Raw genomic sequence first — 21727 nt, 5'->3', positions numbered from 1 at the left:
CAAACGCCCGGCACTAGGCCGGGCGTTTGCGTTGACTGCTACGCGTCTTACGACTGGGCGGCAGGTGTCACGGGTGCAGCAGGCGCAGCGGCCGGTGCAGGTGCAGCAGCTACCGGAGCAGCAGCTGGTTTGGCGACTGCAGGCTTGGCTGGTGCCTTGGCGGCTGGTTTAGCAGCTGGCTTGGCAGCAGGTTTCGCCACTGGTTTGGCTGCAGGCTTAGCGGCAGCTTTGGCAGCAGGTTTAGCCGCTGGTTTGGCTGCAGCCTTGACGGCCGGTTTAGCGGCTGGCTTGGCAGCAGGTTTCGCTGCAGGCTTGGCGGCTGCTTTAGCTGCCGGTTTGGCTGCTGGCTTAGCAGCAGGTTTGGCCGCTACTTTCTTCACCGCAGGCTTTACCGACTTGACCGAAACACCGGTCAGTTGCTCGATCTGCTTGGTCAGGCTTTCAACTTTGGCGTTGAGCGCTTTCACTTCATTGCGGCTCGGTACGCCGAGACGCGAAATGGCATTGTTCAGACGCTTGTCGAAGGCTTCTTCCAGCTCGCCCCACTTGCCAATAGCCTTGTCTTTGACTTCATCGACTTTCGATTTGGCAGTGTCCACTTTCGAACCCACAGTGGTCTTCACTGCGCCAACTTGCTTGTCGACTTCGGTCTTGGCTTGCTTCTCAGCTTTTTCGCCGTCCTTGACCAGCGTGTCGAACAGCTTGTTGCCGTCCTTGCTGACCTTGGAGTAGGCACCCAAACCAGCCAGCCAGATTTGACGCGAGTATTTTTCTACTTCGCCGATCCAGGAAGTGGTTTGCTTTTCGGTTTTCTTTTTGACAGCCATCCTGCTCTCCTTACTTGGTACGCGCGACGTGCTCGAGCAACGCGCTCAGCTCATCCAGCTTAGCAGAGAGTGCTTCAACATCCTGCTTGGACGGGATACCCATGCGGTTCAGGGCGCTGGCAACACGGTTGTCGAAGGCTTTCTCGATCTTGTCGAGCTGCACTTCAAACTTGCCTTTCACGCTGCTGACATTGCTGGTGACAGTGCTCTTAACGCTGTCGATCTGGCTGTTGGCTGCTTCAACTTGTTCGTTGACCAGTTTTTTGCCTTGTTTTTCAACGCCTTCGCCGCTCTTCACGAGCTCTTTGAAGTACTCGGAACCTTCCTGACCGGCTTTGGCGTATGCGCCCAGACCCGCCAGCCAGATTTTGCGAGCGTAGACTTTGGCGTCGCTCAGCACGCTGCTGGTTTCTTCAACGGCGGCTTTCTTTTTAACGGCAACTTTCGACATGGTGCACCTCACTCTAAGTGTTTCGAGGAAACGCCCACGGAATGCAGGCTTAGGTGCACGGTATCGATGAAAATTAGAAACCGCATACTAAGCATGCGGAAAATTGCAGGAGCCACGCTCAACAAGAGATCAGCAAGAGATCAGCAACGGCCGTAACCTCAGGCCTGCAGATTTTTGTCCAGCACCTCTTCGATCTCGCGTTTGATGCTGCCGCTCATCGCCGACAGCAACAGACCCAGGCTGAGCTGAACGCGCACACTCTGGTCATGCACCTCAATACGGCCATCCGCGCCGCTGCGCTTAAACTCCAGCGTGTCGCCATTCCAGCGGTAACGCACGTCATATTCGCGAGCCAGGCGCTCGGCCAGTTGCTCGGCTTTTTCCCGGGCGACTTCGCGCCCCAGGGTGTGGGGACGTTCTACGGTGATCTTGGCCATGGCATTTCTCCTCGCCCGTTAACTGCGACCTTAGGTCGCGAGACTATAGCAAGCTGCACGTATGCAACGCCTTCGGGCTTTTACTTGCGCGCGCGGCTTGAAGCCTAGGGCGGCTTTTAGGTTTAGAATGACCGCCACTTTAGATGCAGCCTCTGTGTTTTAGGAAAGGCCACGATGAACGATCCGCGCAAGAGCAGCGACAGCGAACCCACCACGCACTTTGGCTTCCAGAGCGTGCCGGAAAGCCAGAAGGCGGAAAAAGTCGCCGAAGTCTTTCACTCGGTCGCGGCCAAGTACGACCTGATGAACGACGTGCTGTCTGGCGGCATGCACCGCTTGTGGAAGCGTTTCACCATCGAACTGTCTGGCGTGCGCAGCGGCAATCGGGTGCTGGATATTGCTGGCGGCACGGGCGATCTGACCCGCAAGTTTTCCAGCCTGGTCGGCCCGACTGGCGAAGTGGTGTTGGCCGATATCAACGAATCGATGCTGCGCGTCGGCCGTGATCGCCTGCTCGACAAGGGCGTGGCCGGCAACGTCAGCTTCGTCCAGGCCGATGCGGAGAAGCTGCCGTTCCCGGACAACCATTTCGACGTGGTGACCATCGCCTTCGGCCTGCGCAACGTGACGCATAAAGAAGATGCCATCCGCTCGATGCTGCGCGTACTCAAGCCCGGCGGTCGCCTGCTGATCCTGGAATTCTCCAAACCGTCCAGTCCGCTGCTGTCGAAGTTCTACGACGCCTACTCGTTCAAGTTCATGCCGCTGGCCGGCAAACTGATCACCAACGACGCTGAAAGCTACCGCTACCTGGCCGAGTCGATCCGCATGCACCCGGATCAGGACACCCTCAAGGCGATGATGGTTGAAGCCGGTTTCGAGCGCGTGACCTTCCACAATATGACCGGCGGCATCGTCGCCCTGCACCGCGGCATCAAGCCCTGATGCTGCTGACCGGGCTGCTGGCCGGCGTCGAACTCGGCCTCAATCGCGTGCTGGCTATGGACAGCACCGCGCTGCCGCGCCTGGCGCGCTTAAGCGGTCGGGTGATTGCCGTGGAGTGCGCCGCGCCAAATCTGCAGCTGTTTATTCTGCCTAGCTCCAACGGCCTGCAACTGGCCGCGCAATGGGCCGGCGATGCTGATTGTCACTTGCGCGCCCCCGCCGCCAGCCTGTTGCGCCTGGCCGTGAGCCGCGACAAGACCAGCATCCTGCACAGCCCGGACGTCACGCTGGATGGCGACAGCGCCGCCCTGCTGGAACTGGCCGGAATCCTTCAGGACCTTGAGCTGGACTGGGAATACGAACTGTCGCGCTGGCTCGGCCCAGTCGGCAGCCAGCTGCTCGGTGGCCATCTGCGCAGTCGGGTGAACTGGAGCAGCCAGGCGCTCGACAGCCTGCGCCTGAACCTGGCCGATTACCTCAGTGAAGAATCCCGCAGCCTGGTCGGCCAGCGCGAAGCCGATGCGCGCTTCGCCGAACTGGACCACCTCAAGCTATCCCTCGACCGACTCGACGCGCGCATCGAGCGCCTCGCCCAACGCCATAAGCCCATCGCATGAAGCTGCTTGCCGTTCGTCGTCTGTTGCGTATCCAGCGCGTAGTCATCCGCTACCAGCTGGACGACCTGTTATTCGCCCTGCCGCTGCCTTTCTGGGCTCGCTTACTGCGTTATGTGCTGCCCTGGCGCTGGTTACCGCGCCGCGACCTGCTGCTGTCGCGCGGCGCACGTCTGCGTCTGGCGCTGGAAGAACTGGGGCCGATCTTTATCAAGTTTGGCCAACTGCTTTCCACCCGCCGCGACCTGTTGCCCACTGATATCGCTGACGAGCTGGCCAAGCTGCAGGATCAGGTACCGCCCTTCGACCCGGCCAAAGCGCTGGCACTGATCGAATCCCAATTGGGCGCAAAGGTCGGTGAAGTGTTTGCCCGCTTTGATACGCAACCGCTGGCATCGGCTTCGGTCGCCCAGGTGCATGCCGCGCAGCTGAAAAGCGGCGAAGAAGTGGTGGTAAAAGTCATCCGCCCAGGCTTGAAACCGGTCATTGAGCAGGACATCGCCTGGCTGTTTCTACTGGCCAAAGTGGCCGAGCGCGCCTCCGCGGACGCGCGCCGCCTGCGCCCGGTGGAAGTGGTCAGCGATTACGAAAAGACCATTTACGACGAACTCGACCTGCTGCGCGAAGCGGCCAACGCCAGCCAGCTGCGGCGCAACTTCGAAGGCTCGCCGCTGCTCTATGTGCCGCAAGTGTACTGGGACTATTGCCGGCCGAAGGTGCTGGTCATGGAGCGCATCTACGGCATTCAGGTTACCGACCTGGAAACCCTGGCCGATCAGCGCACCGATATGAAACTGCTAGCCGAACGCGGCGTGGAGATTTTCTTCACCCAGGTGTTCCGCGACAGTTTCTTCCATGCCGACATGCACCCCGGCAACATCTTCGTCAGCACGCGCACGCCATGGAACCCGCAATACATCGCGATCGACTGCGGCATCATCGGCAGCCTCACCGCTGAAGATCAGGACTACCTGGCGCGCAACCTGATTGCCTTCTTCAAGCGCGATTACCGTCGCGTGGCGCAGTTGCATATCGACTCTGGCTGGGTGCCGGCAGAAACCAAGATCAATGATTTCGAGGCGGCGATCCGCACGGTGTGCGAGCCGATTTTCGAGAAGCCGCTGAAGGACATCTCCTTCGGCCAGGTGCTGCTGCGCCTGTTCCAAACCGCGCGACGCTTCAATATGGAAGTGCAGCCGCAGCTGGTGCTGCTGCAAAAAACCCTGCTGAATATCGAAGGCCTGGGCCGCCAGCTCTACCCCGACCTGGACCTGTGGAACACCGCCCAACCGTTCCTCGAGCGCTGGATGCGTGAGCGCATCAGCCCGCTGCAGCTGCTGCGCAACCTGCAACTGCAGGCCGAGCAGGTGCCGCACCTGTCGCAAATTGCCCGTGAAACCCTGGAGCGCCTCAATCAGCAACCGGTCAGCCGCCAGGAACAACCCGTGGCGCGCCGCCAATGGCCTGCACGCTTGCTCGGCGCAGCGCTGATCGGTGGCGCCGCTACTCAGGGCCTGGCGCTGAGCCTGATCGCCTGGCCGAGCTGGCTAATGCTGGCGGGCGGCCTCTATCTGGTGCTGCGCCGATAGCCACACCGGGTAGGCACTGGCACACTAGCTTTCTGAATCAGACAGCCCGAGATGGGCGGAACTTGCAATGACTGACTGGCTCGACGACATCAATTGGAACAGCGACGGCCTGGTACCGGCCATCGCCCAGGACCACAAGACCGGCCGTGTGCTGATGATGGCCTGGATGAACCGTGAGGCTCTGTCCCTGACGGCCACCGAACAACGTGCCATCTACTGGTCACGCTCGCGCGGCAAACTCTGGCGTAAGGGCGAAGAATCCGGGCATGTGCAGAAACTGCATGAAATGCGCCTGGACTGCGACGCTGACGTGATCATCCTGATGGTTGAACAGCTGGGCGGTATCGCCTGCCACACCGGCCGCGAGAGCTGCTTTTACCGGGTGTTTGAGAACGGCACCTGGAAAATCGTCGAAGCGGTGCTGAAAGACCCGCATGCCATCTACAGCGCAGGACATACCCATGAGTGACTCGGCCATGACTGATACCCTGAGCCGCCTGGCCGAGGTGCTGGAGTCGCGCAAAGGCGCTGCCGCCGACAGCTCGTATGTCGCCAGCCTGTACCACAAGGGCCTGAATAAGATTCTGGAAAAGGTCGGTGAGGAGTCGGTGGAAACCATCCTCGCGGCCAAAGATGCAGCCGTCAGCGGCGACTGCAGCGATGTGATTTATGAAACCGCCGACCTGTGGTTCCACAGCCTGGTTATGCTTGCCGCCCTCGGCCAGCACCCCCAGGCCGTATTGGACGAGTTGGACCGGCGCTTCGGCCTCTCCGGGCACGCGGAAAAAGCCGCACGCTCGCAAGACTGATTAAACCTTCACTTTCGGAGTACGCATTATGGGATTCGGTGGCATTAGCATCTGGCAACTCCTGATCATCCTGCTGATCGTGGTCATGCTGTTCGGCACCAAGCGCCTCAAGGGCCTGGGTTCTGACCTGGGCGACGCGATCAAGGGCTTCCGTAAGTCGATGGACAACGGCGACGCTGAGAAGCCGGCCCCGGCCGTGGACGAGCCGAAAGGTCAGACCATCGACGCTCAGGCGCGCAAGGTCGAAGAACCGGCGAAAAAAGACTAAGCCATGTTTGATATCGGCTTTACCGAACTGCTGCTGGTCGGCATCGTCGCCCTGGTGGTGCTGGGGCCTGATCGCCTGCCCGGCGCAGTGCGCACGGCCGGTTTGTGGATCGGTCGGATCAAACGCAGCTTCAGCGCGATCAAGGCTGAGGTCGAGCGTGAGATCGGCGCGGATGAAATCCGCCGCCAGCTGCATAACGAGCAGATCCTTGAGCTGGAGCGGGAAATGAACGCGATGAAACAAAGCCTCAGCGCGCCGCTTAGCAGTACCAGCGAACCGAGCACAACCAACGCTGCACCCGCCGCAGAGCCGGCAGCCGCTACCGACAGCACCCGTCAGGACAAAAGCCCACAACCATGAGCCAACGACCGGACAGCGATCAGGAAATGCCCCTGGTCTCCCACCTGACCGAACTGCGCACGCGCCTGCTGCGCATTGTCGCAGCGGTGTTCGCCCTGTTTGCCGGGCTGTTCTATTTCTCTCAGGACATCTACGCACTGGTCGCCGCGCCACTGCGCGCTTACTTGCCGGAAGGTGCAACGATGATCGCCACCGGTGTGGCCTCGCCGTTTCTCACGCCGTTCAAGTTGACCCTGATGGTCGCGCTATTTCTGGCCATCCCGATCATCCTGCATCAGATCTGGGGCTTTATCGCGCCGGGGCTGTACAAGCATGAGAAGCGCATTGCCGTCCCGCTGCTGATCTCCAGCATCCTGCTGTTCTATGCGGGAATGGCCTTCGCCTACTTCGTGGTGTTCCCGATCATGTTCGGCTTCTTCGCCAGCGTGACCCCGGAAGGCGTGGCGATGATGACCGATATCGGTCAGTACCTGGATTTCGTTCTGACCCTGTTCTTCGCCTTTGGCGTGGCCTTCGAAATCCCCATCGCGACCTTTTTGCTGATCTGGGTTGGCGTGGTCGATGTCGCAACCCTGCGTAAAAGCCGGCCCTATGTGATCGTTGGCTGCTTCGTCGTTGGCATGGTGCTGACACCGCCAGACGTGTTCTCGCAAACCCTGCTGGCCGTACCCATGTGGTTGCTGTTTGAAGCAGGCCTGCTGTGCGGCAGCCTGGTCAAGCGCCGTGACGACGAGGAAACCGCGGCGACAGAGGAAAGCGACAGTTCGACCAACGACCAACCACCCGCTGCACAACCGTGAACCTGCTGCTGCTGGAAGACGGCGACTTTATCGCTGCCGACCGCGTGCTGCTCAGCGGCCGTCGCCTCAAGCACCTGCATGACGTGCACCGCGCCGAAGCGGGCGACAGCCTGCGCGTAGGCCGCCTGAATGGCCTGATGGGCAGCGGCCAATTGCTGCGCCTGGATGCTGAGCAGGCCGAGTTGTCTGTGGAGCTCGATCATCCGCCGCCTGAGAAACTACCCCTGACCCTGCTGCTCGCCCTGCCCCGGCCGAAGATGCTGCGGCGTGTGTTACAAACCGTCAGCAGTATGGGCGTGCCTCGGCTGATTCTGCTGAACAGCTACCGGGTGGAAAAAAGCTTCTGGCAGACGCCTTTCCTCGAACCCGCAGCGATTCGCGAACAGCTGATTCTCGGCCTGGAACAGGCCCGCGATACCGTGCTGCCGGAAGTCATTATCGAGAAGCGCTTCAAGCCCTTTGTCGAAGATCAGCTGCCTGGCATCGCTGCTGGCACAGTGGGCTTGGTCGGCCATCCCGGCGACTTCCCAGCCTGCCCGCGCGCAGTCGAACAACCAGTGACGCTGGCCATCGGCCCGGAAGGCGGCTGGATTCCCTACGAAGTGGAAAAGCTCACCGAAGCCGGCCTGCAACCGGTGCAGCTGGGCGCGCGAATTCTGCGGGTGGAAACAGCAGTGACTGCATTACTGGCGCGCCTGTTCTAACCCTGATCCTGCAGTTGATGCCAATGCGCTGGCAGTAGCTGACCCCTGAGCGCAGGCGCTTCCTCCAACTGTACATCCCTCGGCTGCAGCGGCTCACCACAGTCCGAACACACCAGTACGCCATGCATCGGCTGCCCGCAGCTGCGGTGGATGTGCCGGATCGGTGCACCCTCGGCGCCGCTCATATAGCGGTCGCCCCAATGCACCAGCGCCATGATGGCCGGATACAGATCACGCCCCTTGGCGCTCAGGCAGTACTCCTCACGCAACGGCCGCTGCTGATACGCCACCTTGTCCAGCACCCCTGCCTCCGCCAGCTTTTTCAGGCGATCGGCGAGCACATGGCGGGTAATCCCCAGGCGTTTCTCGAACTCGTCAAAGCGGCGAATACCGAGAAAACTCTCGCGCAGCACCAGCAGCGTCCAGCGATCCCCCACCACCGACAGGGTGCGGGCCAGCGAGCAGGGTTGTTGCTCCAGTTCTTCCCAACGCATAAGCCAACCTCCAACAGCAATGGCTCACCATAGCTTGACAGGTTCCAAAATGGAACCGACTATCGAACCAGGTTCCAAAATAGAACTGATGGAGACAGCAATGAGCGAACGCAAAACAATTCTGGTCGTCGGCGCTGGTGATGCCACCGGCGGCGCCATCGCCAAACGCTTCGCCCGCGAGGGTTATGTCGCCTGCGTGGCACGACGCAACGCCGAGAAACTCGTGCCATTGGTGGCGGAGATCGAAGCGGCTGGCGGAACTGCCCGCGCCTTTGGCTGCGATGCGCGGGTCGAGGAGCAGGTGGTCGAGCTGTTCGCCACCATCGAACGCGAGGTCGGCCCGCTGCATGCGGTGGTGTTCAATATCGGCGCCAACGTACAGTTTTCCATCACCGAAACCACCGAGCGGGTCTACCGCAAGGTTTGGGAAATGGCCGCGCTGGCCGGTTTTCTCACCGGCCGTGAAGCCGCCAAAGTGATGCTGCCGCGTGGCCAGGGCACGATCATCTTTACCGGCGCCACCGCTTCCTTGCGCGGCCGGGCAAATTTCTCTGCCTTCGCCAGCGCCAAGTTCGCCTTGCGCGCGCTGGCTCAAAGCATGGCCCGCGAACTCGGCCCCAAGGGCATTCATGTCGCCCACCCGATTATCGACGGGGCCATCGATACCGCGTTTATCCGCGACACCTTTCCGCAGCTGTACCAGCTCAAGGATCAGGACGGTATTCTCAATCCCAACCACATCGCTGACACCTACTGGCAGATCCATTGCCAGCCTCGTGATTGCTGGGTGCATGAGCTGGATCTGCGGCCATGGTCTGAGACGTTCTAACGACTGCGCGCTCGCCCAATAACAAAATCTCCCAAAGGAGCATGCAATGAGCAAAACCCTGGAATTCTTTTTCGATTTCGGCAGCCCAGCCAGCTACCTGGCCTGGACCCAGGTGCTGCGAATCGCCCGCGAAGCCGGCGCGCAGCTTATCTGGCGACCGATGTTGCTCGGTGGCGTATTCAAAGCCACCGGCAACCAGTCGCCGGTCATGATCCCAAGCAAGGGCGCCTGGATGCTCAGGGACCTCGCACGCTTTGCCAGCCGCTATGGCGTGCCGATGGCCTTCAATCCGCATTTCCCGATCAACACCCTCACTCTGATGCGCGGCGCAGCCGGTTATCAGGGCAGCGAACGCTTCGAGCACTATGTGAAAACCCTCTTCGAAGCGCTGTGGGTGCAACAGAAAAACCTCAGCAAGCCTGAGGTCGTGGCAGAAGTATTGAGCAGCGCGGGTTTCGACCTGAGTGAGTTTGAGCAACTGGTCAGCGATGAAGCGGTGAAGGAACGCCTCAAGGCCACCACTGAAGAAGCGATCAAGCGCGGCGTGTTTGGCGCACCGACCTTCTTCATCGGCCAGGAGATGCACTTCGGCCAGGATCGCCTGGACTTTGTTGCCGAAGCCCTGGCGCGTTAGCGGGCTGCTAGCTTTCCAGCAAAAAGGTCACCGGCCCGTCATTGACCAGATGCACCTGCATATCGGCACCGAACTGGCCAGTGGCGACCTGCGGGTGTTTGCCGCGTGCCTGGGCGACCAGCAGGTCGAACAGCTCTGCGCCCAATGCCGGTGGTGCGGCACTGGAAAAGCTTGGGCGCAGGCCGCTCTTGGTGTCGGCGGCCAGGGTGAATTGCGACACCAGCAGCAGGCCGCCGCCACTATCGCTGAGCGACAGATTCATCTTGCCGGCGGCATCGCTGAACACGCGGTAGTTGAGCAGCTTGTGCAGAATTTTCTCGACACTGGCTGGGGTGTCCTGCGGCTCGACGCCCACCAGTGCCAGCAGGCCCTGATCAATTGCGCCAACCACCTCACCCGCCACTTCTACTCGGGCGCCACGCACCCGTTGAATCAGTGCCTTCATGCTTCGTCCGGAGACAGGTTGAGTAGGCGCCGCGCCAGTTCGTCGGCGGCGCGCACCAGCGCGTCGGTGATCCCGGTTTCAGCAGCCGAATGGCCGGCATCGCGGATGATCTGCAGCTCGCTGTTCGGCCAGGCCTGGTGCAACGCCCAGGCGTTGTCCAGCGGGCAGATCACGTCATAGCGGCCGTGTACGATCACCCCGGGCAAGTGGGCAATCTTCGGCATGTCGCGCAGCAGCTGATCGGTTTCGAGGAAGGCGTTATTGACGAAGTAATGGCATTCGATGCGGGCAATCGACAGCGCGCGGTGGGCGTCACTGAAACGGTCAACCACCTGAGGATTGGGGCGCAGGGTGGCAGTACGCCCTTCCCAGGTCGACCAGGCTTTGGCAGCATGCATCTGGGCTATCTGATCCGGGCCGGTCAGGCGTTTGTAGAAGGCCTGTACCAGATCACCGCGCTCATCTGCAGGGATCGGCGCGAGGTAATCTTCCCAGTAATCGGGGAATAGGCGGCTCGCCCCTTCCTGGTAAAACCACTGAATTTCCTGCGGGCGACACAGGAAGATGCCGCGCAGAATCAGCCCATGCACGCGCTGCGGATGAGCCTGAGCATAAGCCAGCGCCAGGGTCGAACCCCATGAGCCGCCGAACAGCACCCACTTGTCTATGCCGAGGTGCTCGCGGATCTGCTCCATGTCAGCGATCAGTGCTTGAGTAGTGTTGTTCTCCAGGCTGGCGTGCGGTGTAGAACGGCCGCAGCCACGCTGATCAAAGGTGACAATACGGTACAGGTTGGGGTCGAAATAGCGCCGGCTCGCCGCGTCGCAGCCGGCGCCCGGGCCACCATGAATAAACACCACAGGCAAACCATCCGGCGAACCACTCTCGTCGACATACAGCACGTGCGGCGCCTGCACCGCCAGCTCATGACGGGCGTAGGGTTTAATCTCCGGATACAAGGTCTGCATGGCATGCTCCTGACTTGACCTGAATAATGCGCGGCGTAACGTTGAAGGCCTCGCGCCGAACAACCACGGGCGCAACCGCTTTAAGCTCTGCCGGGCATCATAACCATGAAAAAGGAGTTCAGCATGCCAACACGGATATTTGCCTTAGCTTTCCTACTGTTTTGCACCCTGCTCGCCGGCTGCGGCGCCCGGGATGACCCGCAGGCCGCGCTGGAAGCAGCCGTGCAACAACTGCAGGACAACCTGGAAGCGAAGAAGAACAACGCGGTACTTGACCAGCTGCACCCGCAGTTCTCGGCCCAGGGCGAATTTGACCGTGAGTGGGCGCAGCGCACCATGTTGCTGCTGTTTATGCGCCACAAGAACGTCGAAGTGCTGGCCCTGAGCAAAGCCAGCTACGTCCACGAAACCTATCGCGAGAAAGGTTTCACCGAAGCCCAGGTTGCCCTGGTCGGCGCTGAAAGCCTGGTCCCCGACAGCGCCCGCCACTTTATCGTTGAGATGGAGTGGTGGCTGGAGGGTGAAGAGTGGAAGCTGGCGCGCCTGAAGTGGCAATAACAGCCAAGCTACTGATTAAAACAGCCAGGGGATAAACATCTTGCTGCGCTGCATATAGTCGCAATACGCCTCGCCAAACTGCTGCCTACACTCGGCTTCGTCGCGCTTGGCGGTCAGCCAGAGTGCCAGGCTGGCCAGCAGCGCCAGAACCAGGCTTAGGCCATTGGGCTGCTTGCAGGCCACACCCCAGGCTAATAAAAGTAGCGAGGCATACAGCGGGTGACGGATCAGGCGAAAGATGCCGCTGGTCACCAGCTGCGAAGTGCGTTCGAAGGCGAACAATTCGGCATCCTGACGCTGCTGATTCGGGCGGCCCATGCGGCGCAATTGGTAGAGACCGGGAAACAGCACCAGCAGAGAGGCAAACAGCAACGCCCAGGACGCCAGCTGATGGGCAGCAAAGCGGTCGACAAACCAGACCGGGCCATTGAGCACCAGCAAGCCGAGAATCGCCTCCCAGGCAAAAAAACGATAGAAGCCATGGGACTTTGGCCGCTGCAATGCACGCCAGGACAGCGCCAACAGCACCAGCGTCCCCAGCCCGAAAGCCCCCCCCTGCAACCACGCCATAAAATCTTCTCCAACCTCGCCCGCTAGTCCGTCAAAGCCAGGCGCTGCGCGACCTGCAGCCCCTCTGTTACACTGCCGGCCTGTTTACCTCGGCCGCCCGCAATGGATCGCACTCAACTGCACAGCCTGCTGCCCCACCAGGGCCCAGCCCTCTGGCTGGATGGCCTGTTGGCGCATGACCCACTGAGCATCCAGGGTCTGAGCGCCTGGCGTTACCTGGAGAGCTTTGGCCCCGACGCCTCGCCTTGCCTACTGTTTGAAGCCGCCGCACAGTTGTGCGCCGCGCATGGTGCCTTATACGGCGATGCCAGTGCCATTGAAATGGCCCTGGTTGGCAAGCTCTCGCAATTGCAGCTGCACCATGAACCAAGGCAGCGCAGTGGCGCGCTGCAGGTCAATGCCCAGCAGGAGGCGCTAAGCCCGGCCGGGGCGCTGTATGCCTTCAGTATCCACAGCGACGAACACCTGCTGCTCGACGGCAAACTGCTGTTGGTGCTGATTCATGCTTGAACTGCGCAATGTCGTTCACAACTATCCAGGCGCCAACCGCGCGGCGCTACAGGGTATCGACCTGCAGCTGCAGGCGGGCGAATGCCTCGGTTTGCTGGGCAGCAACGGCGCCGGCAAGACCACCCTGCTCTCACTGCTTAGCGGCGTGCTGACGCTGCAGCAGGGCAAGCTGCGCTGGGAGGGTCAACCCAGGCTCGGTCTGGTACCGCAGCAACTGGCCTTCTATGCCGGGCTCAAGGTGGGCGAGAACCTCGAACTGTTTGCCGACCTGTATCACCTGCGCGGCAATGAGCGCCGCCAGCGTCTGCAGCAATGCATCGACATCTGCGCCCTGCAAGACAAGCTGACGCGGCGCAGCGAACAACTGTCCGGCGGAGAGCAACGGCGTTTGAATTTTGCCATCGGCCTGCTGCAACCGGCTGACCTCTATCTGTTCGATGAAGCCACCGTGGGCGTCGATGCGGCGAGTCGTCAGCACTTGCTGGCCGCCGTGGAGCAGCTGACTGCCGACGGCAAGGCGGTGATCTACACCAGTCACTACCTCGAAGAGGTCGAACGGGTGGCCCAGCGCATTCTGCTGCTGCATGAAGGCCAGGTACGCCTGGACCTGGACAAACGCCAACTGCTCGGCGACGACCACGGCCTGCTGCTGGAATGGCCGGATGCGCCACCTGCCGGCCTTAACCAGCTGCTCGCGAGCCTGCAACTAACGGCCGAAGTATTGCCCAAGGGTCTGCGTATCGCAGCACTGAATAGCCAGCAGCTGCTGGCCATCAGCGAATTTGTCGCCACCCAGGATGGCCTGCCCAACCTGCTGCGCTTCGGCCGCCCGTCGCTGGAACAGCTCTATCTGCGCCTTAACGGGGGCCGGTTATGAGGCTCTGGGCAGGGCTCGTGGCATTGGCACGCAAGGAAGTGCTGTTGCTGCTGCGCGACCCCCATGCGCTGGCGGTGCTGTTTATCATGCCGACTCTGTTTCTACTGCTGATGGCCGGGGCCATGTCCAGCTATATGCAGGACAAACCACCGGCACTGCGCCTAATTATCCAAGCCCCGCAGGACGACGCCAGCCAGTTCTTCCACGATGCCTTGCAGGCGCAACTGGCGGACAGCACGCTGCTCGCACATAGCGACGAGCCGCTGGCCCAGGTGCGCCTGCCGGAGGACTTCGCGGCTACCTTGCTGGACAGCCCGCACCAGGGGCCGAGCCTGAGCTACCCGGCACAGTTCGACAAACTCTCGCGCCAGCGCCTGCACAGCGCGGTGAGCATCGCCTTGGCGCAGACCCGCCTGCTGGCCTATCTGGAAGACAGCGGCGTAGTTGATGCTGAACTCAGCCGGGCTGAGCGCCTGCACCTGGTGCAGCAGCGCACCCAGAGCCAGATCGATGAGCAGGAGCAACTGGCCAGCGGCGACCTTAGCGGTCGCGCCAATGCCACCCAGCTGAGCGTGCCGGCCTGGCTGATCTTCGGCATGTTCTTCGTCGTGCTGCCCATGGCCGGTGGTTTTCAGCGCGAACAGCAGAGCGGCACCCTGCTGCGCCTGCGCTGCCTGGGGCTGAACCTCGGCACACTGGTGTTGAGCAAGCTGCTGCCGTACTTCGCCATCAACCTGTTGCAGTTCGCGCTGCTACTCGGCATTGGCATCTACGGGCTGCCGCTGCTTGGCCTGCCCGCCCTCAGCCTGCCGGGCAGTGCCGCAGCCTACCCGCTGCTGGCCATCAGCGTGGCCCTGGCCACCTGCAGTCTGGGCCTGTTGCTCGCCGCGTTGGCGCGTAGCAGTGAACAGGCACTGCTGCTCGGCGGCGGCATCAATATCCTGCTGGCCGCGATTGGCGGGATCATGGTGCCGAAAAGCGTCATGCCCGCCGCCATGGCCCAACTGGCGGAAATCTCCCCCATGAGCTGGGCGCTGGACGCCTTTCTCACCCTGCTGGTGGGCCACGGCTCACTGGCCGACATCGCCCCCTACTGCGCGCGCCTGCTGCTGTTTGCAGCGGTGTGCGGGATGGCCGGGCTGCTTCTGTTCACCCGACGAGTACAGCGCACGCAATGGACCACTCACTACTAGAACAACAACTCAAACAACTGCTGATTCGCGAGTGCGACAAGGAAGACGATATCGACTGGCAGAGCATCAGCGATGACGAACCACTGTTCGGCGCCAAGAGCCGCATCGCCATGGACAGCCTCGACGCCCTGCAAGTATCCCTGGCGCTGCAACAGCACTACGGTGTGCGCATCGAGGGCGCGAAAGACGGCCGGCGTATCCTTGGCAGCATCGCCAGCATCGCCGCCTATATCAGGCAGCAGCAGTGACCCCGATCTATCTGCAACGCGCCGCCCTGCACTGCGCTCTGGGTGATGACCTGCCCAGCGCCGCCAGCGCTTTACAGGCAGGCCAACCGCCTCAGGGCGAAGCCTTTGTGCTGCATGAAGTGCATGAATCGCGCAATTATCTATACGCCGCTAAAACCGGTGAAAACCTGAACGAGCGCCTGGATCGCCTGCTGAGCGAAACCCTCGGCACAAATCCCCAGGCACTCGACGACTGCCTGTTGATCGTCGCCAGCACCAGCCTGGATATCAGCGAACTGGAAGCGCTGACCCGCCAGCAGCAGGGCTTTCACCCGGAAGATTCCACGCCGCTGGATCTGCTCGCCAACCAACTGCGCCAGCGCTGGGGTTTTGCCTCTGCCTTTACCCTGAATACCGCCTGCACCAGCGCCGCCAACGGCCTGCTCTACGGCGCCCGGCTGATCAACGCCGGCCAATACGCGCGGGCCTTGGTGCTGAGCTTCGAAACGCCCAGCGCCATCGCCATGCAGGGTTTCGGCGCGCTGATGCTGACCAGTCCCAGCGGCCAGTATCGGCCCTTCCACCCCGCACGCGACGGTCTGCTGCTGGGCGAAGCCTATGCCGCCGTGCTGCTCAGCAGCGAGCCGGGTAACGCACCACTTGCAAGGCTGCTCGGCGGCTTTAGCGCCTGCGACACCAGCAGCCTGACCACCACCCGCGAAGATGGCAGCCATATTCACTGGGTCATGCAACAGGCGCTGCGCAGCGCTGGCTGCGCGGCTGCGCAGATCGACCTGGTGAAACTGCACGGCACCGCCACCAGCGCCAACGATGAAGCCGAAAGCAACGGCATGCGCCTGCTATATGGCGAACAGATGCCGGCCCTAAGCCTGCTTAAACCCTGGCTCGGCCATACCCTGGGCGCCTGCGGCTTAAGTGAGAGCCTGCTACTGCTCAAGGCCCTGCAGAGCGGCCCGCTGCCCGCTGTGAGCTACGCCAACCAAGCCATGCTGCCATTCAGCGCAGAGCCGCAGACCCTGGCGGCCGACAGCCTGCTACTGACCAACTTCTTCGGCTTTGGCGGCAATAACGCAAGCTTGGTTCTGCAAGGCTGCATCGCGGGGGAAACCGTATGCCGGTAATAGCCGCCAGCGAAGTCCACGGCCTCGCCAGCATCAGCGACAAAGAATTAAAAACGGCGCTAAGCCAGTGGCTGGATAACCCGCCGCGGCGTATTGACCGTCTGATTCTGCAATGCCTGCTGGCCGCCGCACCGCTGAAAAGCCAGGTGCGCAGCAACTGCGGCCTGTACCTGGCCTCGATGCACCCAGCGCGGGCCACCATGGGCGCGCTGCTGGAGGCGGTGTGCGTGCAGTACAAGCAGCCCAAGCCGTTCGAGTTTGTGAACAGCGTGAGCAACGCCGCCGGCTTTCATATCGCCCAGCAACTGGACATCGACGGGCCGAATCTGTTTATCGGTGCAGGCGAGCAGGTCTGGGGGCAGCTGCAGGCCCTGGCCAATCTGGATTTGCAGGAGGGCTTGATCGAGCAGGCATTGCTGCTGGTTTGCGATGAGCGCGGAGATTTCTGTGTGCAGGCGCTGCTGCTGGAAGGTGCGATAACCGGCGCCTATGCCAACAGTTTTAGCGAACTGAGCGCAGGCACCGAGGTACAGCGAATCAAGCTGTAGCCCTTAACCCATCACCACCCGATGGGTTATCACCCATCCTACGAAACGCAGCAGGGCTTAGGTTGTCGGGCGTTTGGTGGTGGACGATAAAGCGCGATCCACCCTACGCCACTACTTGCGCTTGCTCCAGGCCGCCAGTTCTTTCATCAAGCCGCGCTCTTGTAGAGCAATGCTGCGCAGGCTGTCGGCGATGGGGGCGAAGTTTGGTGTCTCGCCCTTGTTGCGGCTGGCGCGCACGCAGGCCGAGGCGAACTGGCGCCAGTGGTCGCCGATGGCAGTCAGCTGTGCCGAGGCGTCCTGCAGGTTGCCATCACCCAGCTTCTCGCCGGCTTCCTGCAGAAAACTCGCGTACATAAAGCGGAACCCCGCACCACCAGTGCCGATCTCTTCCTGCATACGCACGATGTGGGTCAGGTACAGGCGGTTGTATTTGCTTTGCGCCGGATCGAGTTTGTCGATCTGCCCCGCCAGATGCTGAATGCCGCGAATACCGATCCATGGCAGCGGCATGCCATCGAGAATCCGCGTGGTGGACAGCACGCTCTGGCGAATCAGCTTGCTCCAGTCCTGCTCCAGCGGCACATCATCGAGCCAGTACATCAGGCCCTTGGCGGCCAATGCGCCCTTGGCAAAGCGGGCCTTCTGCAGGTCTTCGGCGGCGCAGCGCACCGGCTCTTCGAACACCGGATCGCTGATCAGGTAGTCATTGCCCTCACGACCATAGGCCAGCAGGTTGTGCGCGTTGAAGTGAAAGCGCATCTCCGGCGGAAAGTACGGCAGCCAGAACACCGAGCTTTGCAGCCCGGCCAGGCGCCCGCTGTCCAGCGCGGCGTCCAGCTCCCGGCGCCCCTGCTCGGGATCACTAAAGGTGCGGGTATGCAGCTTCGCACCGAGGCGTTTGCTCAGGGTCTTAATCAGGTGCTTGGGCGGCATGCGGTAGGCAATCAGCGGCATGCCGCTGAGCTTGACGATCGGCAGGTAGGCAAATGCCAGACCCGAAGCCAGACCGAAGGCCATCGGCTCGCTCATTGGCAAACCGGCATGGGTCAACAGGCTGGCCATCACCCCGCTTTCGCAGTGGGCGCTCTGTTGATGCTGAAAACTGCTCATGCCATGCCCTTCTGATAAGAAATCAATTGCTCAACGGGCAGGCCGAATGCCTCCGCATAACGCGCCAGAATGGCTGCCGACAGCTTGCGGTAAATCGCCGGACGGAAATGCCGACGAATGCGCCACTGCCACAGCCCAGTAATCTGCGCCAACGCCGGCTCATCCAGGCGGTAGCGGTACATCAGGCACTTCAGCGGCGACAGCTCGCCGCGCTGCCAGCCCGCTTCGGCCTCGGCTTCCTGCTCCTGCAGTTCGGCTACGGCCAGCTGAGTGGCGAAAGCTTCCGGCTCCCAGCCATCGCTCTGCGCGCCCTGGTAATGGCCGCTGGCATCCACGGCATAAACCAGCTTGCAATGGCCGCCGTAAGTGGAGCTGTGGTCCTGAGGAACCTCATCAAGCTTCATGTGTTGTCACCGTCCTGGCCAACCACTGTCAGATGCATAAAGGCGCTGGAGAAGCGCCCACTTTCCGGCACATAGCAGAGCAAACGCTGGCCGCTGCGCAGGCTACCTGAATTGAACAACTCATCAAGCATGATAAAGATCGACGCAGCGCCGGTATTGCCTTTACTGGTCAGGTTGGTAAACCAGCGCTCCTGCGGGATCGGCAAGCCCGAATTGGCCAGGCCCACGGCCAGGCGCTCGCGGAAGAACTCCGAGGAATAGTGCGGGAGAAAATAATCCACCGCATCAACCTGCAGCTCGCGGCGCGCCATGATGCGCTTCAGCGTCTCTTCCACGGTGTATTTGACGATGTTGTCGTTGAGCAGTTTGACGTCCTGCTTGATCGCCATCAGCGAGCGGCGGTTGCGCTCGCCGCCGTCATAGCGGCTCCAGCCCTGCAGCTGGCCGTCGACCATTTCCGCGCCGGCATACATGCACGGCGGCATCTGGTCGGCAAAGGAGAAGATGTCGATCCAGTCGATGCGCAGGCTCAGGCCTGTGCGGTTCGGCTGGCCCTGGAGCAGCACGGCACCCGCGCCGTCGGAGAGCATCCAGCGTAGAAAGTCCTTCTCGAAGGCAATTTCCGGGTGGGTTTCCAGCTCATCGAGGCGGCTTTCGTACTCGGCGTTGAAATTGCTCGCCTGCATCAGGGTCGAGGCGACTTCCGAGCCGCAGGCTACGGCGTTACGGCTTTCGCCACTGGCCACGCTCATCCAGGCGTATTTCAGCGCGGTCATGCCGCACAGGCAGATACCGGCGGTGGACACCACCTCGCACGGCGGATTGCCCAGCTCGCCTTGCACCATCACCGCATGACCAGGCATGACCTGATCCGGCGAAGCGCTGCTGGCCACCAGACAATCGAGGTCATCCAGCTGGAAATCACCACCGAGCAGACCTCGAATCGCTGCCGCACTGACCTGGGCATTGCTCATGCTCGGCTCGCCAGTCTGCGGGTCGATGACATAGTGGCGCTGCTGAATGCCGTTGCTGCGCAGGATCAGCTTGCGCGCGCGCGAAGGCTTGCCGCCGACCAGGCCCAAGCGTGCTTCCATCTGCTCGTTGTCGACCGGCGCATGGGGCAGGAAGGCGCTAATGCGATTGATAAATACAGGTTGTACCACGGGACTTCCTCAGGTCACTTCACTCGCCAGACGGGCCGGCAAAGTAAGCCTTCTCACGCTGAGTGCGCTCTTTTAACAGCGGCGCCAACAGCTTTTTAAGCAAAGCACTGAGCGGCACCACGGTGACGATCAGGCACAACAGAAAGACGATATACACCACCAGCCCGGCGCCACGCCGACGACTCTGCTGCGGGCCTAACGCCGCCAGCAAGCGGCTCCATAACTGGAAGCTGCGATTGCCGACCCTCTCGCTGGCGATCAGCTTTTCATCAATTCGTACCGCACCAAGCCCTCTGAGCATCGGGCATTCGACTGGCAGGTTATCGGCCGTCAAACGCTGGGCTATGGCCACACCAAAGCGGCTGGCGGCGAGCATTTCCGCCTCATCAATACCGGCGCGAGGCACCCAGCTGTAGGGCTTCTGCCGCCCGGTAAACAACCACAAGGGCGTCGCCAGAAAACTCGCCGCCGTGCCGCAAGCGTCCGTCAGGGCGATATTGTCCACCAGCCGTGCGCCCAGTTCAGTGAGCCGGTTCTTGACCTTCTCCTGGGCCATCAGCCACATATTGCGGCAACCGATCAGCGTCACCACCGGCGTGCCCTTGAGCAACTGCGCCGCCTCGGGGGACGCAAGGAACGCGGTCATCGGCTGCGAGGGCGAGAGGAACCACACCTGATAGGCGAGGATCACCAAGTCATAACGCTTGTTCGCATCCACTGCCAACGGCAGCAATGGCTGCGGACGCATCAGCACGGTTTCCGGGAAAATCCGGAAAAAATCGAGAAACGGCCAGGGAAACGGGTAAGGTTGCGCGGGTTGCAGCTGGAGAAAATCCAGCTGAATATCGCTGCATTGCTGTAAAGGCTCGCATACCGACTGCGCCAACCTGTCTAGCTGGCCAGTTTGCGAAAAATGAACGATCAAGACCTGACGCATCGCCAGCCACTTCCTGCGAAATGCCCGGATTATGCCACAGAGAATTCTTCAAACCGTAAAGAAGGCCAGCTATCGGACTGGCCTTTTGCTGCTACTGGTCGGCTCGTCAGCCCAGGCTGGCGACATCCTGGTCACAGTAGAGGGCATACAAGCCACGGGAGCCGTACATGCGGCGCTGGTGAGCGGCGAGCAGAAACGCTGGCCCGAACAACCGCTGCGTCAGCAACAAAATGACGATGGCCAGCTGCGCCTGGTCGATCTACCGCCTGGGCGCTATGCCATTCAGCTGTACCAGGACCGCAATGGCAACGGCCAGCTCGACCAGGGCCGACGCGGCATCCCGCTGGAGCCGGTGGGTTTCTCGACCAACCCGCCACTGGTCAACGGCAAACCCTCACCGCGTGACAGTCAATTCGAACACAGTACGGCGGACACTCAACTGCATATCCGCCTGCAAAGCCCGAAAGCCAAGAAATAAGCCGCAGTTAACGCTGCAGAGCCATCTCGGCAGCCGTGCGGCGCCAGATCAGCTCACGGGTGTCATAACCACGACTGCGTGCTTCTTCTAGCAGCGTCGCCAGGTGTTTCGTGCTGGCGTCCTGATCACGGGTCAGCAACCAGAGGTACTTGCGATTGGGATGGCCGACCAGTGCAGCCTGGTAGTCGTCATCCAGATACAGCACCCAGTATTCGCCCTTGGTCAACCCTGGCAGCAGGCTGCTGGCCCAGTTGTCGAAACGTACCCAGAGCTTGCTGGTTTCACCCGGCACCTGCACCACGGCCTGACCCTGCACCTGTTGCATATCGCCATCGTAAGTACGGCAGCGATTGGTCACGCCAAGCGTACCGCCTTCCTGCAGCTCATAAAGCGCCTCGGACTGCGCACAATTGCGCTGAAAGAACATCGGTAAGCGTGCCTGCTCGTACCAAGTGCCTTGATAACGCTGCAGATCGACCTGCTCGACAGTCTTCGGCGGCACCACGCCCGTACCGGAATTGGCACACCCCACCAGCAGCGCCGCTGCGGCCAACACCGCCAGCAGGCGCATCACTTCAAGCCCTTGCCGGAGAACATCATGACCTTGTCGCCGGCGTACTGAACGCTGATAAAGCGCTGTTCATCGCCCCAGGTGCAGCTGGACATGCCCAGCGCGCCAGCGCACTCGCCTGGTTTGCCCAGCAGGCTCTCGACCTCATCCTTGCTCATGCCCGCCTTGAGCTGGGCGTAATTGTCCTGATTGATCTTGTTGCAGGCGGCCAGCAACAGGCAACCGGCGAGTAGTGCGACGACACGCAGAGACATGGGGAAACTCC

Annotated in this window: 32 protein-coding genes; 19 read left to right on the top strand and 13 right to left on the bottom strand. The window is 61.4% G+C overall.

Features of this window, described 5'->3' with window-relative positions:
• Positions 1 to 47: 47 nt before the first annotated feature.
• From RHP75_RS02060 to RHP75_RS02050, 3 genes are all read right to left on the bottom strand, one after another.
• Positions 48 to 827: a phasin family protein gene (locus RHP75_RS02060; RefSeq protein ID WP_311090241.1), complete on the bottom strand. Its 780-nt coding sequence runs from the start codon at positions 825 to 827 to the stop codon at positions 48 to 50.
• Between the two features lie 10 nt (positions 828 to 837).
• A complete protein-coding gene (locus tag RHP75_RS02055; RefSeq protein ID WP_311090240.1) occupies positions 838 to 1278 on the bottom strand; it encodes a phasin family protein in 441 nt (146 codons plus the stop codon).
• Between the two features lie 158 nt (positions 1279 to 1436).
• Positions 1437 to 1715 (bottom strand): polyhydroxyalkanoic acid system family protein, encoded by a 279-nt coding sequence (locus RHP75_RS02050; RefSeq protein ID WP_311090239.1) that lies wholly within the window; start codon positions 1713 to 1715, stop codon positions 1437 to 1439.
• A gap of 174 nt (positions 1716 to 1889) precedes the next feature.
• On the opposite strand from RHP75_RS02050, the gene ubiE reads away from it, so the two are divergent.
• From ubiE to RHP75_RS02005, 9 genes are all read left to right on the top strand, one after another.
• On the top strand, positions 1890 to 2660 hold the full coding sequence (gene ubiE / locus RHP75_RS02045) for a bifunctional demethylmenaquinone methyltransferase/2-methoxy-6-polyprenyl-1,4-benzoquinol methylase UbiE (RefSeq protein WP_090254901.1): 771 nt from the start codon (positions 1890 to 1892) through the stop codon (positions 2658 to 2660).
• Positions 2660 to 3277, top strand: coding sequence for an SCP2 sterol-binding domain-containing protein (locus RHP75_RS02040; RefSeq protein WP_311090238.1), 618 nt, complete (start codon positions 2660 to 2662; stop codon positions 3275 to 3277). Before ubiE ends, RHP75_RS02040 begins: the two co-directional genes overlap by 1 nt.
• A complete protein-coding gene (ubiB, locus tag RHP75_RS02035; RefSeq protein ID WP_311090237.1) occupies positions 3274 to 4863 on the top strand; it encodes a ubiquinone biosynthesis regulatory protein kinase UbiB in 1590 nt (529 codons plus the stop codon). The genes RHP75_RS02040 and ubiB overlap by 4 nt, the downstream gene beginning before the upstream one ends.
• Positions 4864 to 4930: 67 nt before the next feature.
• Positions 4931 to 5332: a phosphoribosyl-AMP cyclohydrolase gene (gene hisI / locus RHP75_RS02030; protein ID WP_289238518.1), complete on the top strand. Its 402-nt coding sequence runs from the start codon at positions 4931 to 4933 to the stop codon at positions 5330 to 5332.
• A gap of 7 nt (positions 5333 to 5339) precedes the next feature.
• Entirely contained in the window at positions 5340 to 5672 is a 333-nt protein-coding gene (locus tag RHP75_RS02025) for a phosphoribosyl-ATP diphosphatase (RefSeq protein ID WP_090255176.1), read from the top strand.
• A gap of 28 nt (positions 5673 to 5700) precedes the next feature.
• Positions 5701 to 5940, top strand: coding sequence for a twin-arginine translocase TatA/TatE family subunit (gene tatA / locus RHP75_RS02020; RefSeq protein WP_090254894.1), 240 nt, complete (start codon positions 5701 to 5703; stop codon positions 5938 to 5940).
• A gap of 3 nt (positions 5941 to 5943) precedes the next feature.
• Positions 5944 to 6300: a Sec-independent protein translocase protein TatB gene (gene tatB, locus RHP75_RS02015; protein ID WP_160089672.1), complete on the top strand. Its 357-nt coding sequence runs from the start codon at positions 5944 to 5946 to the stop codon at positions 6298 to 6300.
• The gene (gene tatC / locus RHP75_RS02010; RefSeq protein ID WP_160089674.1) at positions 6297 to 7100 is read left to right on the top strand and encodes a twin-arginine translocase subunit TatC; all 804 of its coding nucleotides are present in this window, start codon (positions 6297 to 6299) and stop codon (positions 7098 to 7100) included. Before tatB ends, tatC begins: the two co-directional genes overlap by 4 nt.
• A complete protein-coding gene (locus tag RHP75_RS02005; RefSeq protein WP_311090236.1) occupies positions 7097 to 7804 on the top strand; it encodes a 16S rRNA (uracil(1498)-N(3))-methyltransferase in 708 nt (235 codons plus the stop codon). The genes tatC and RHP75_RS02005 overlap by 4 nt, the downstream gene beginning before the upstream one ends.
• Here RHP75_RS02005 and RHP75_RS02000 read toward each other — a convergent pair.
• Positions 7801 to 8298 (bottom strand): helix-turn-helix domain-containing protein, encoded by a 498-nt coding sequence (locus RHP75_RS02000; RefSeq protein WP_311090235.1) that lies wholly within the window; start codon positions 8296 to 8298, stop codon positions 7801 to 7803. The genes RHP75_RS02005 and RHP75_RS02000 overlap by 4 nt on opposite strands.
• 100 nt (positions 8299 to 8398) lie before the next feature.
• Here RHP75_RS02000 and RHP75_RS01995 point away from each other — a divergent pair, with 100 nt between their 5' ends.
• Both RHP75_RS01995 and RHP75_RS01990 read left to right on the top strand, forming a co-directional pair.
• Complete coding sequence (locus RHP75_RS01995; protein ID WP_311090234.1) at positions 8399 to 9127, top strand: SDR family oxidoreductase; 729 nt, start codon at positions 8399 to 8401, stop codon at positions 9125 to 9127.
• A 46-nt stretch (positions 9128 to 9173) separates the two neighbouring features.
• On the top strand, positions 9174 to 9761 hold the full coding sequence (locus RHP75_RS01990; protein WP_311090233.1) for a 2-hydroxychromene-2-carboxylate isomerase: 588 nt from the start codon (positions 9174 to 9176) through the stop codon (positions 9759 to 9761).
• Positions 9762 to 9768: 7 nt separating this feature from the next.
• Here the strand turns inward: RHP75_RS01990 and dtd are convergent, their stop codons facing one another.
• Together dtd and pip are read right to left on the bottom strand one after the other, a co-directional pair.
• Entirely contained in the window at positions 9769 to 10206 is a 438-nt protein-coding gene (gene dtd, locus RHP75_RS01985) for a D-aminoacyl-tRNA deacylase (RefSeq protein WP_311090232.1), read from the bottom strand.
• Positions 10203 to 11174, bottom strand: coding sequence for a prolyl aminopeptidase (gene pip, locus RHP75_RS01980; RefSeq protein ID WP_311090231.1), 972 nt, complete (start codon positions 11172 to 11174; stop codon positions 10203 to 10205). The genes dtd and pip overlap by 4 nt, the downstream gene beginning before the upstream one ends.
• Positions 11175 to 11297: 123 nt before the next feature.
• Between pip and RHP75_RS01975 the strand changes: the two genes are divergently transcribed.
• Positions 11298 to 11732, top strand: a complete 435-nt coding sequence (locus tag RHP75_RS01975) for a hypothetical protein (protein ID WP_311090230.1) — start codon at positions 11298 to 11300, stop codon at positions 11730 to 11732.
• Positions 11733 to 11747: 15 nt separating this feature from the next.
• Here RHP75_RS01975 and RHP75_RS01970 read toward each other — a convergent pair whose 3' ends face one another.
• A complete protein-coding gene (locus tag RHP75_RS01970) occupies positions 11748 to 12302 on the bottom strand; it encodes an isoprenylcysteine carboxylmethyltransferase family protein (protein ID WP_311090229.1) in 555 nt (184 codons plus the stop codon).
• Positions 12303 to 12404: 102 nt separating this feature from the next.
• On the opposite strand from RHP75_RS01970, the gene RHP75_RS01965 reads away from it, so the two are divergent.
• Genes RHP75_RS01965 through RHP75_RS01940 form a run of 6 tightly spaced genes read left to right on the top strand, consistent with a single transcriptional unit; the run spans position 12405 to position 16799 of the window.
• Positions 12405 to 12812: a beta-hydroxyacyl-ACP dehydratase gene (locus tag RHP75_RS01965; RefSeq protein ID WP_257779089.1), complete on the top strand. Its 408-nt coding sequence runs from the start codon at positions 12405 to 12407 to the stop codon at positions 12810 to 12812.
• A complete protein-coding gene (locus RHP75_RS01960) occupies positions 12805 to 13689 on the top strand; it encodes an ABC transporter ATP-binding protein (RefSeq protein ID WP_311090228.1) in 885 nt (294 codons plus the stop codon). Before RHP75_RS01965 ends, RHP75_RS01960 begins: the two co-directional genes overlap by 8 nt.
• Positions 13690 to 13706: 17 nt before the next feature.
• Positions 13707 to 14882 (top strand): ABC transporter permease, encoded by a 1176-nt coding sequence (locus RHP75_RS01955; protein WP_311090227.1) that lies wholly within the window; start codon positions 13707 to 13709, stop codon positions 14880 to 14882.
• Positions 14864 to 15130, top strand: a complete 267-nt coding sequence (locus tag RHP75_RS01950) for an acyl carrier protein (RefSeq protein WP_233685417.1) — start codon at positions 14864 to 14866, stop codon at positions 15128 to 15130. The genes RHP75_RS01955 and RHP75_RS01950 overlap by 19 nt, the downstream gene beginning before the upstream one ends.
• Complete coding sequence (locus tag RHP75_RS01945) at positions 15127 to 16251, top strand: beta-ketoacyl synthase N-terminal-like domain-containing protein (protein ID WP_311090226.1); 1125 nt, start codon at positions 15127 to 15129, stop codon at positions 16249 to 16251. The genes RHP75_RS01950 and RHP75_RS01945 overlap by 4 nt, the downstream gene beginning before the upstream one ends.
• Positions 16242 to 16799 carry a hypothetical protein gene (locus RHP75_RS01940; protein ID WP_311090225.1) on the top strand — a complete coding sequence of 186 codons (558 nt, stop codon included), beginning with the start codon at positions 16242 to 16244 and terminating at the stop codon, positions 16797 to 16799. The genes RHP75_RS01945 and RHP75_RS01940 overlap by 10 nt, the downstream gene beginning before the upstream one ends.
• A 111-nt stretch (positions 16800 to 16910) precedes the next feature.
• Here RHP75_RS01940 and RHP75_RS01935 read toward each other — a convergent pair whose 3' ends face one another.
• From RHP75_RS01935 to RHP75_RS01920, 4 genes are read right to left on the bottom strand one after another with little or no spacing between them, the layout of a single operon-like run.
• The gene (locus tag RHP75_RS01935; protein ID WP_311090224.1) at positions 16911 to 17909 is read right to left on the bottom strand and encodes a BtrH N-terminal domain-containing protein; all 999 of its coding nucleotides are present in this window, start codon (positions 17907 to 17909) and stop codon (positions 16911 to 16913) included.
• Complete coding sequence (locus RHP75_RS01930) at positions 17906 to 18313, bottom strand: hypothetical protein (protein WP_160014827.1); 408 nt, start codon at positions 18311 to 18313, stop codon at positions 17906 to 17908. The genes RHP75_RS01935 and RHP75_RS01930 overlap by 4 nt, the downstream gene beginning before the upstream one ends.
• Entirely contained in the window at positions 18310 to 19476 is a 1167-nt protein-coding gene (locus tag RHP75_RS01925) for a beta-ketoacyl-ACP synthase III (protein WP_311090223.1), read from the bottom strand. The genes RHP75_RS01930 and RHP75_RS01925 overlap by 4 nt, the downstream gene beginning before the upstream one ends.
• Before the next feature lie 19 nt (positions 19477 to 19495).
• Complete coding sequence (locus tag RHP75_RS01920; RefSeq protein WP_311090222.1) at positions 19496 to 20413, bottom strand: dialkylrecorsinol condensing enzyme; 918 nt, start codon at positions 20411 to 20413, stop codon at positions 19496 to 19498.
• A gap of 85 nt (positions 20414 to 20498) precedes the next feature.
• Between RHP75_RS01920 and RHP75_RS01915 the strand changes: the two genes are divergently transcribed.
• The gene (locus tag RHP75_RS01915) at positions 20499 to 20891 is read left to right on the top strand and encodes a DUF2141 domain-containing protein (RefSeq protein ID WP_311090221.1); all 393 of its coding nucleotides are present in this window, start codon (positions 20499 to 20501) and stop codon (positions 20889 to 20891) included.
• A 7-nt stretch (positions 20892 to 20898) separates the two neighbouring features.
• Here RHP75_RS01915 and RHP75_RS01910 read toward each other — a convergent pair whose 3' ends face one another.
• Both RHP75_RS01910 and bamE read right to left on the bottom strand, forming a co-directional pair.
• The gene (locus RHP75_RS01910) at positions 20899 to 21462 is read right to left on the bottom strand and encodes a lipocalin family protein (protein ID WP_311091849.1); all 564 of its coding nucleotides are present in this window, start codon (positions 21460 to 21462) and stop codon (positions 20899 to 20901) included.
• On the bottom strand, positions 21462 to 21716 hold the full coding sequence (gene bamE / locus RHP75_RS01905; protein WP_311090220.1) for an outer membrane protein assembly factor BamE: 255 nt from the start codon (positions 21714 to 21716) through the stop codon (positions 21462 to 21464). Before bamE ends, RHP75_RS01910 begins: the two co-directional genes overlap by 1 nt.
• Between the last annotated feature and the right edge of the window lie 11 nt (positions 21717 to 21727).

It is taken from the genome of Pseudomonas sp. SG20056 (genome assembly GCF_031764535.1).
GTDB lineage: Bacteria > Pseudomonadota > Gammaproteobacteria > Pseudomonadales > Pseudomonadaceae > Aquipseudomonas.
This window is presented reverse-complemented; position numbering and strand designations above follow the sequence as displayed.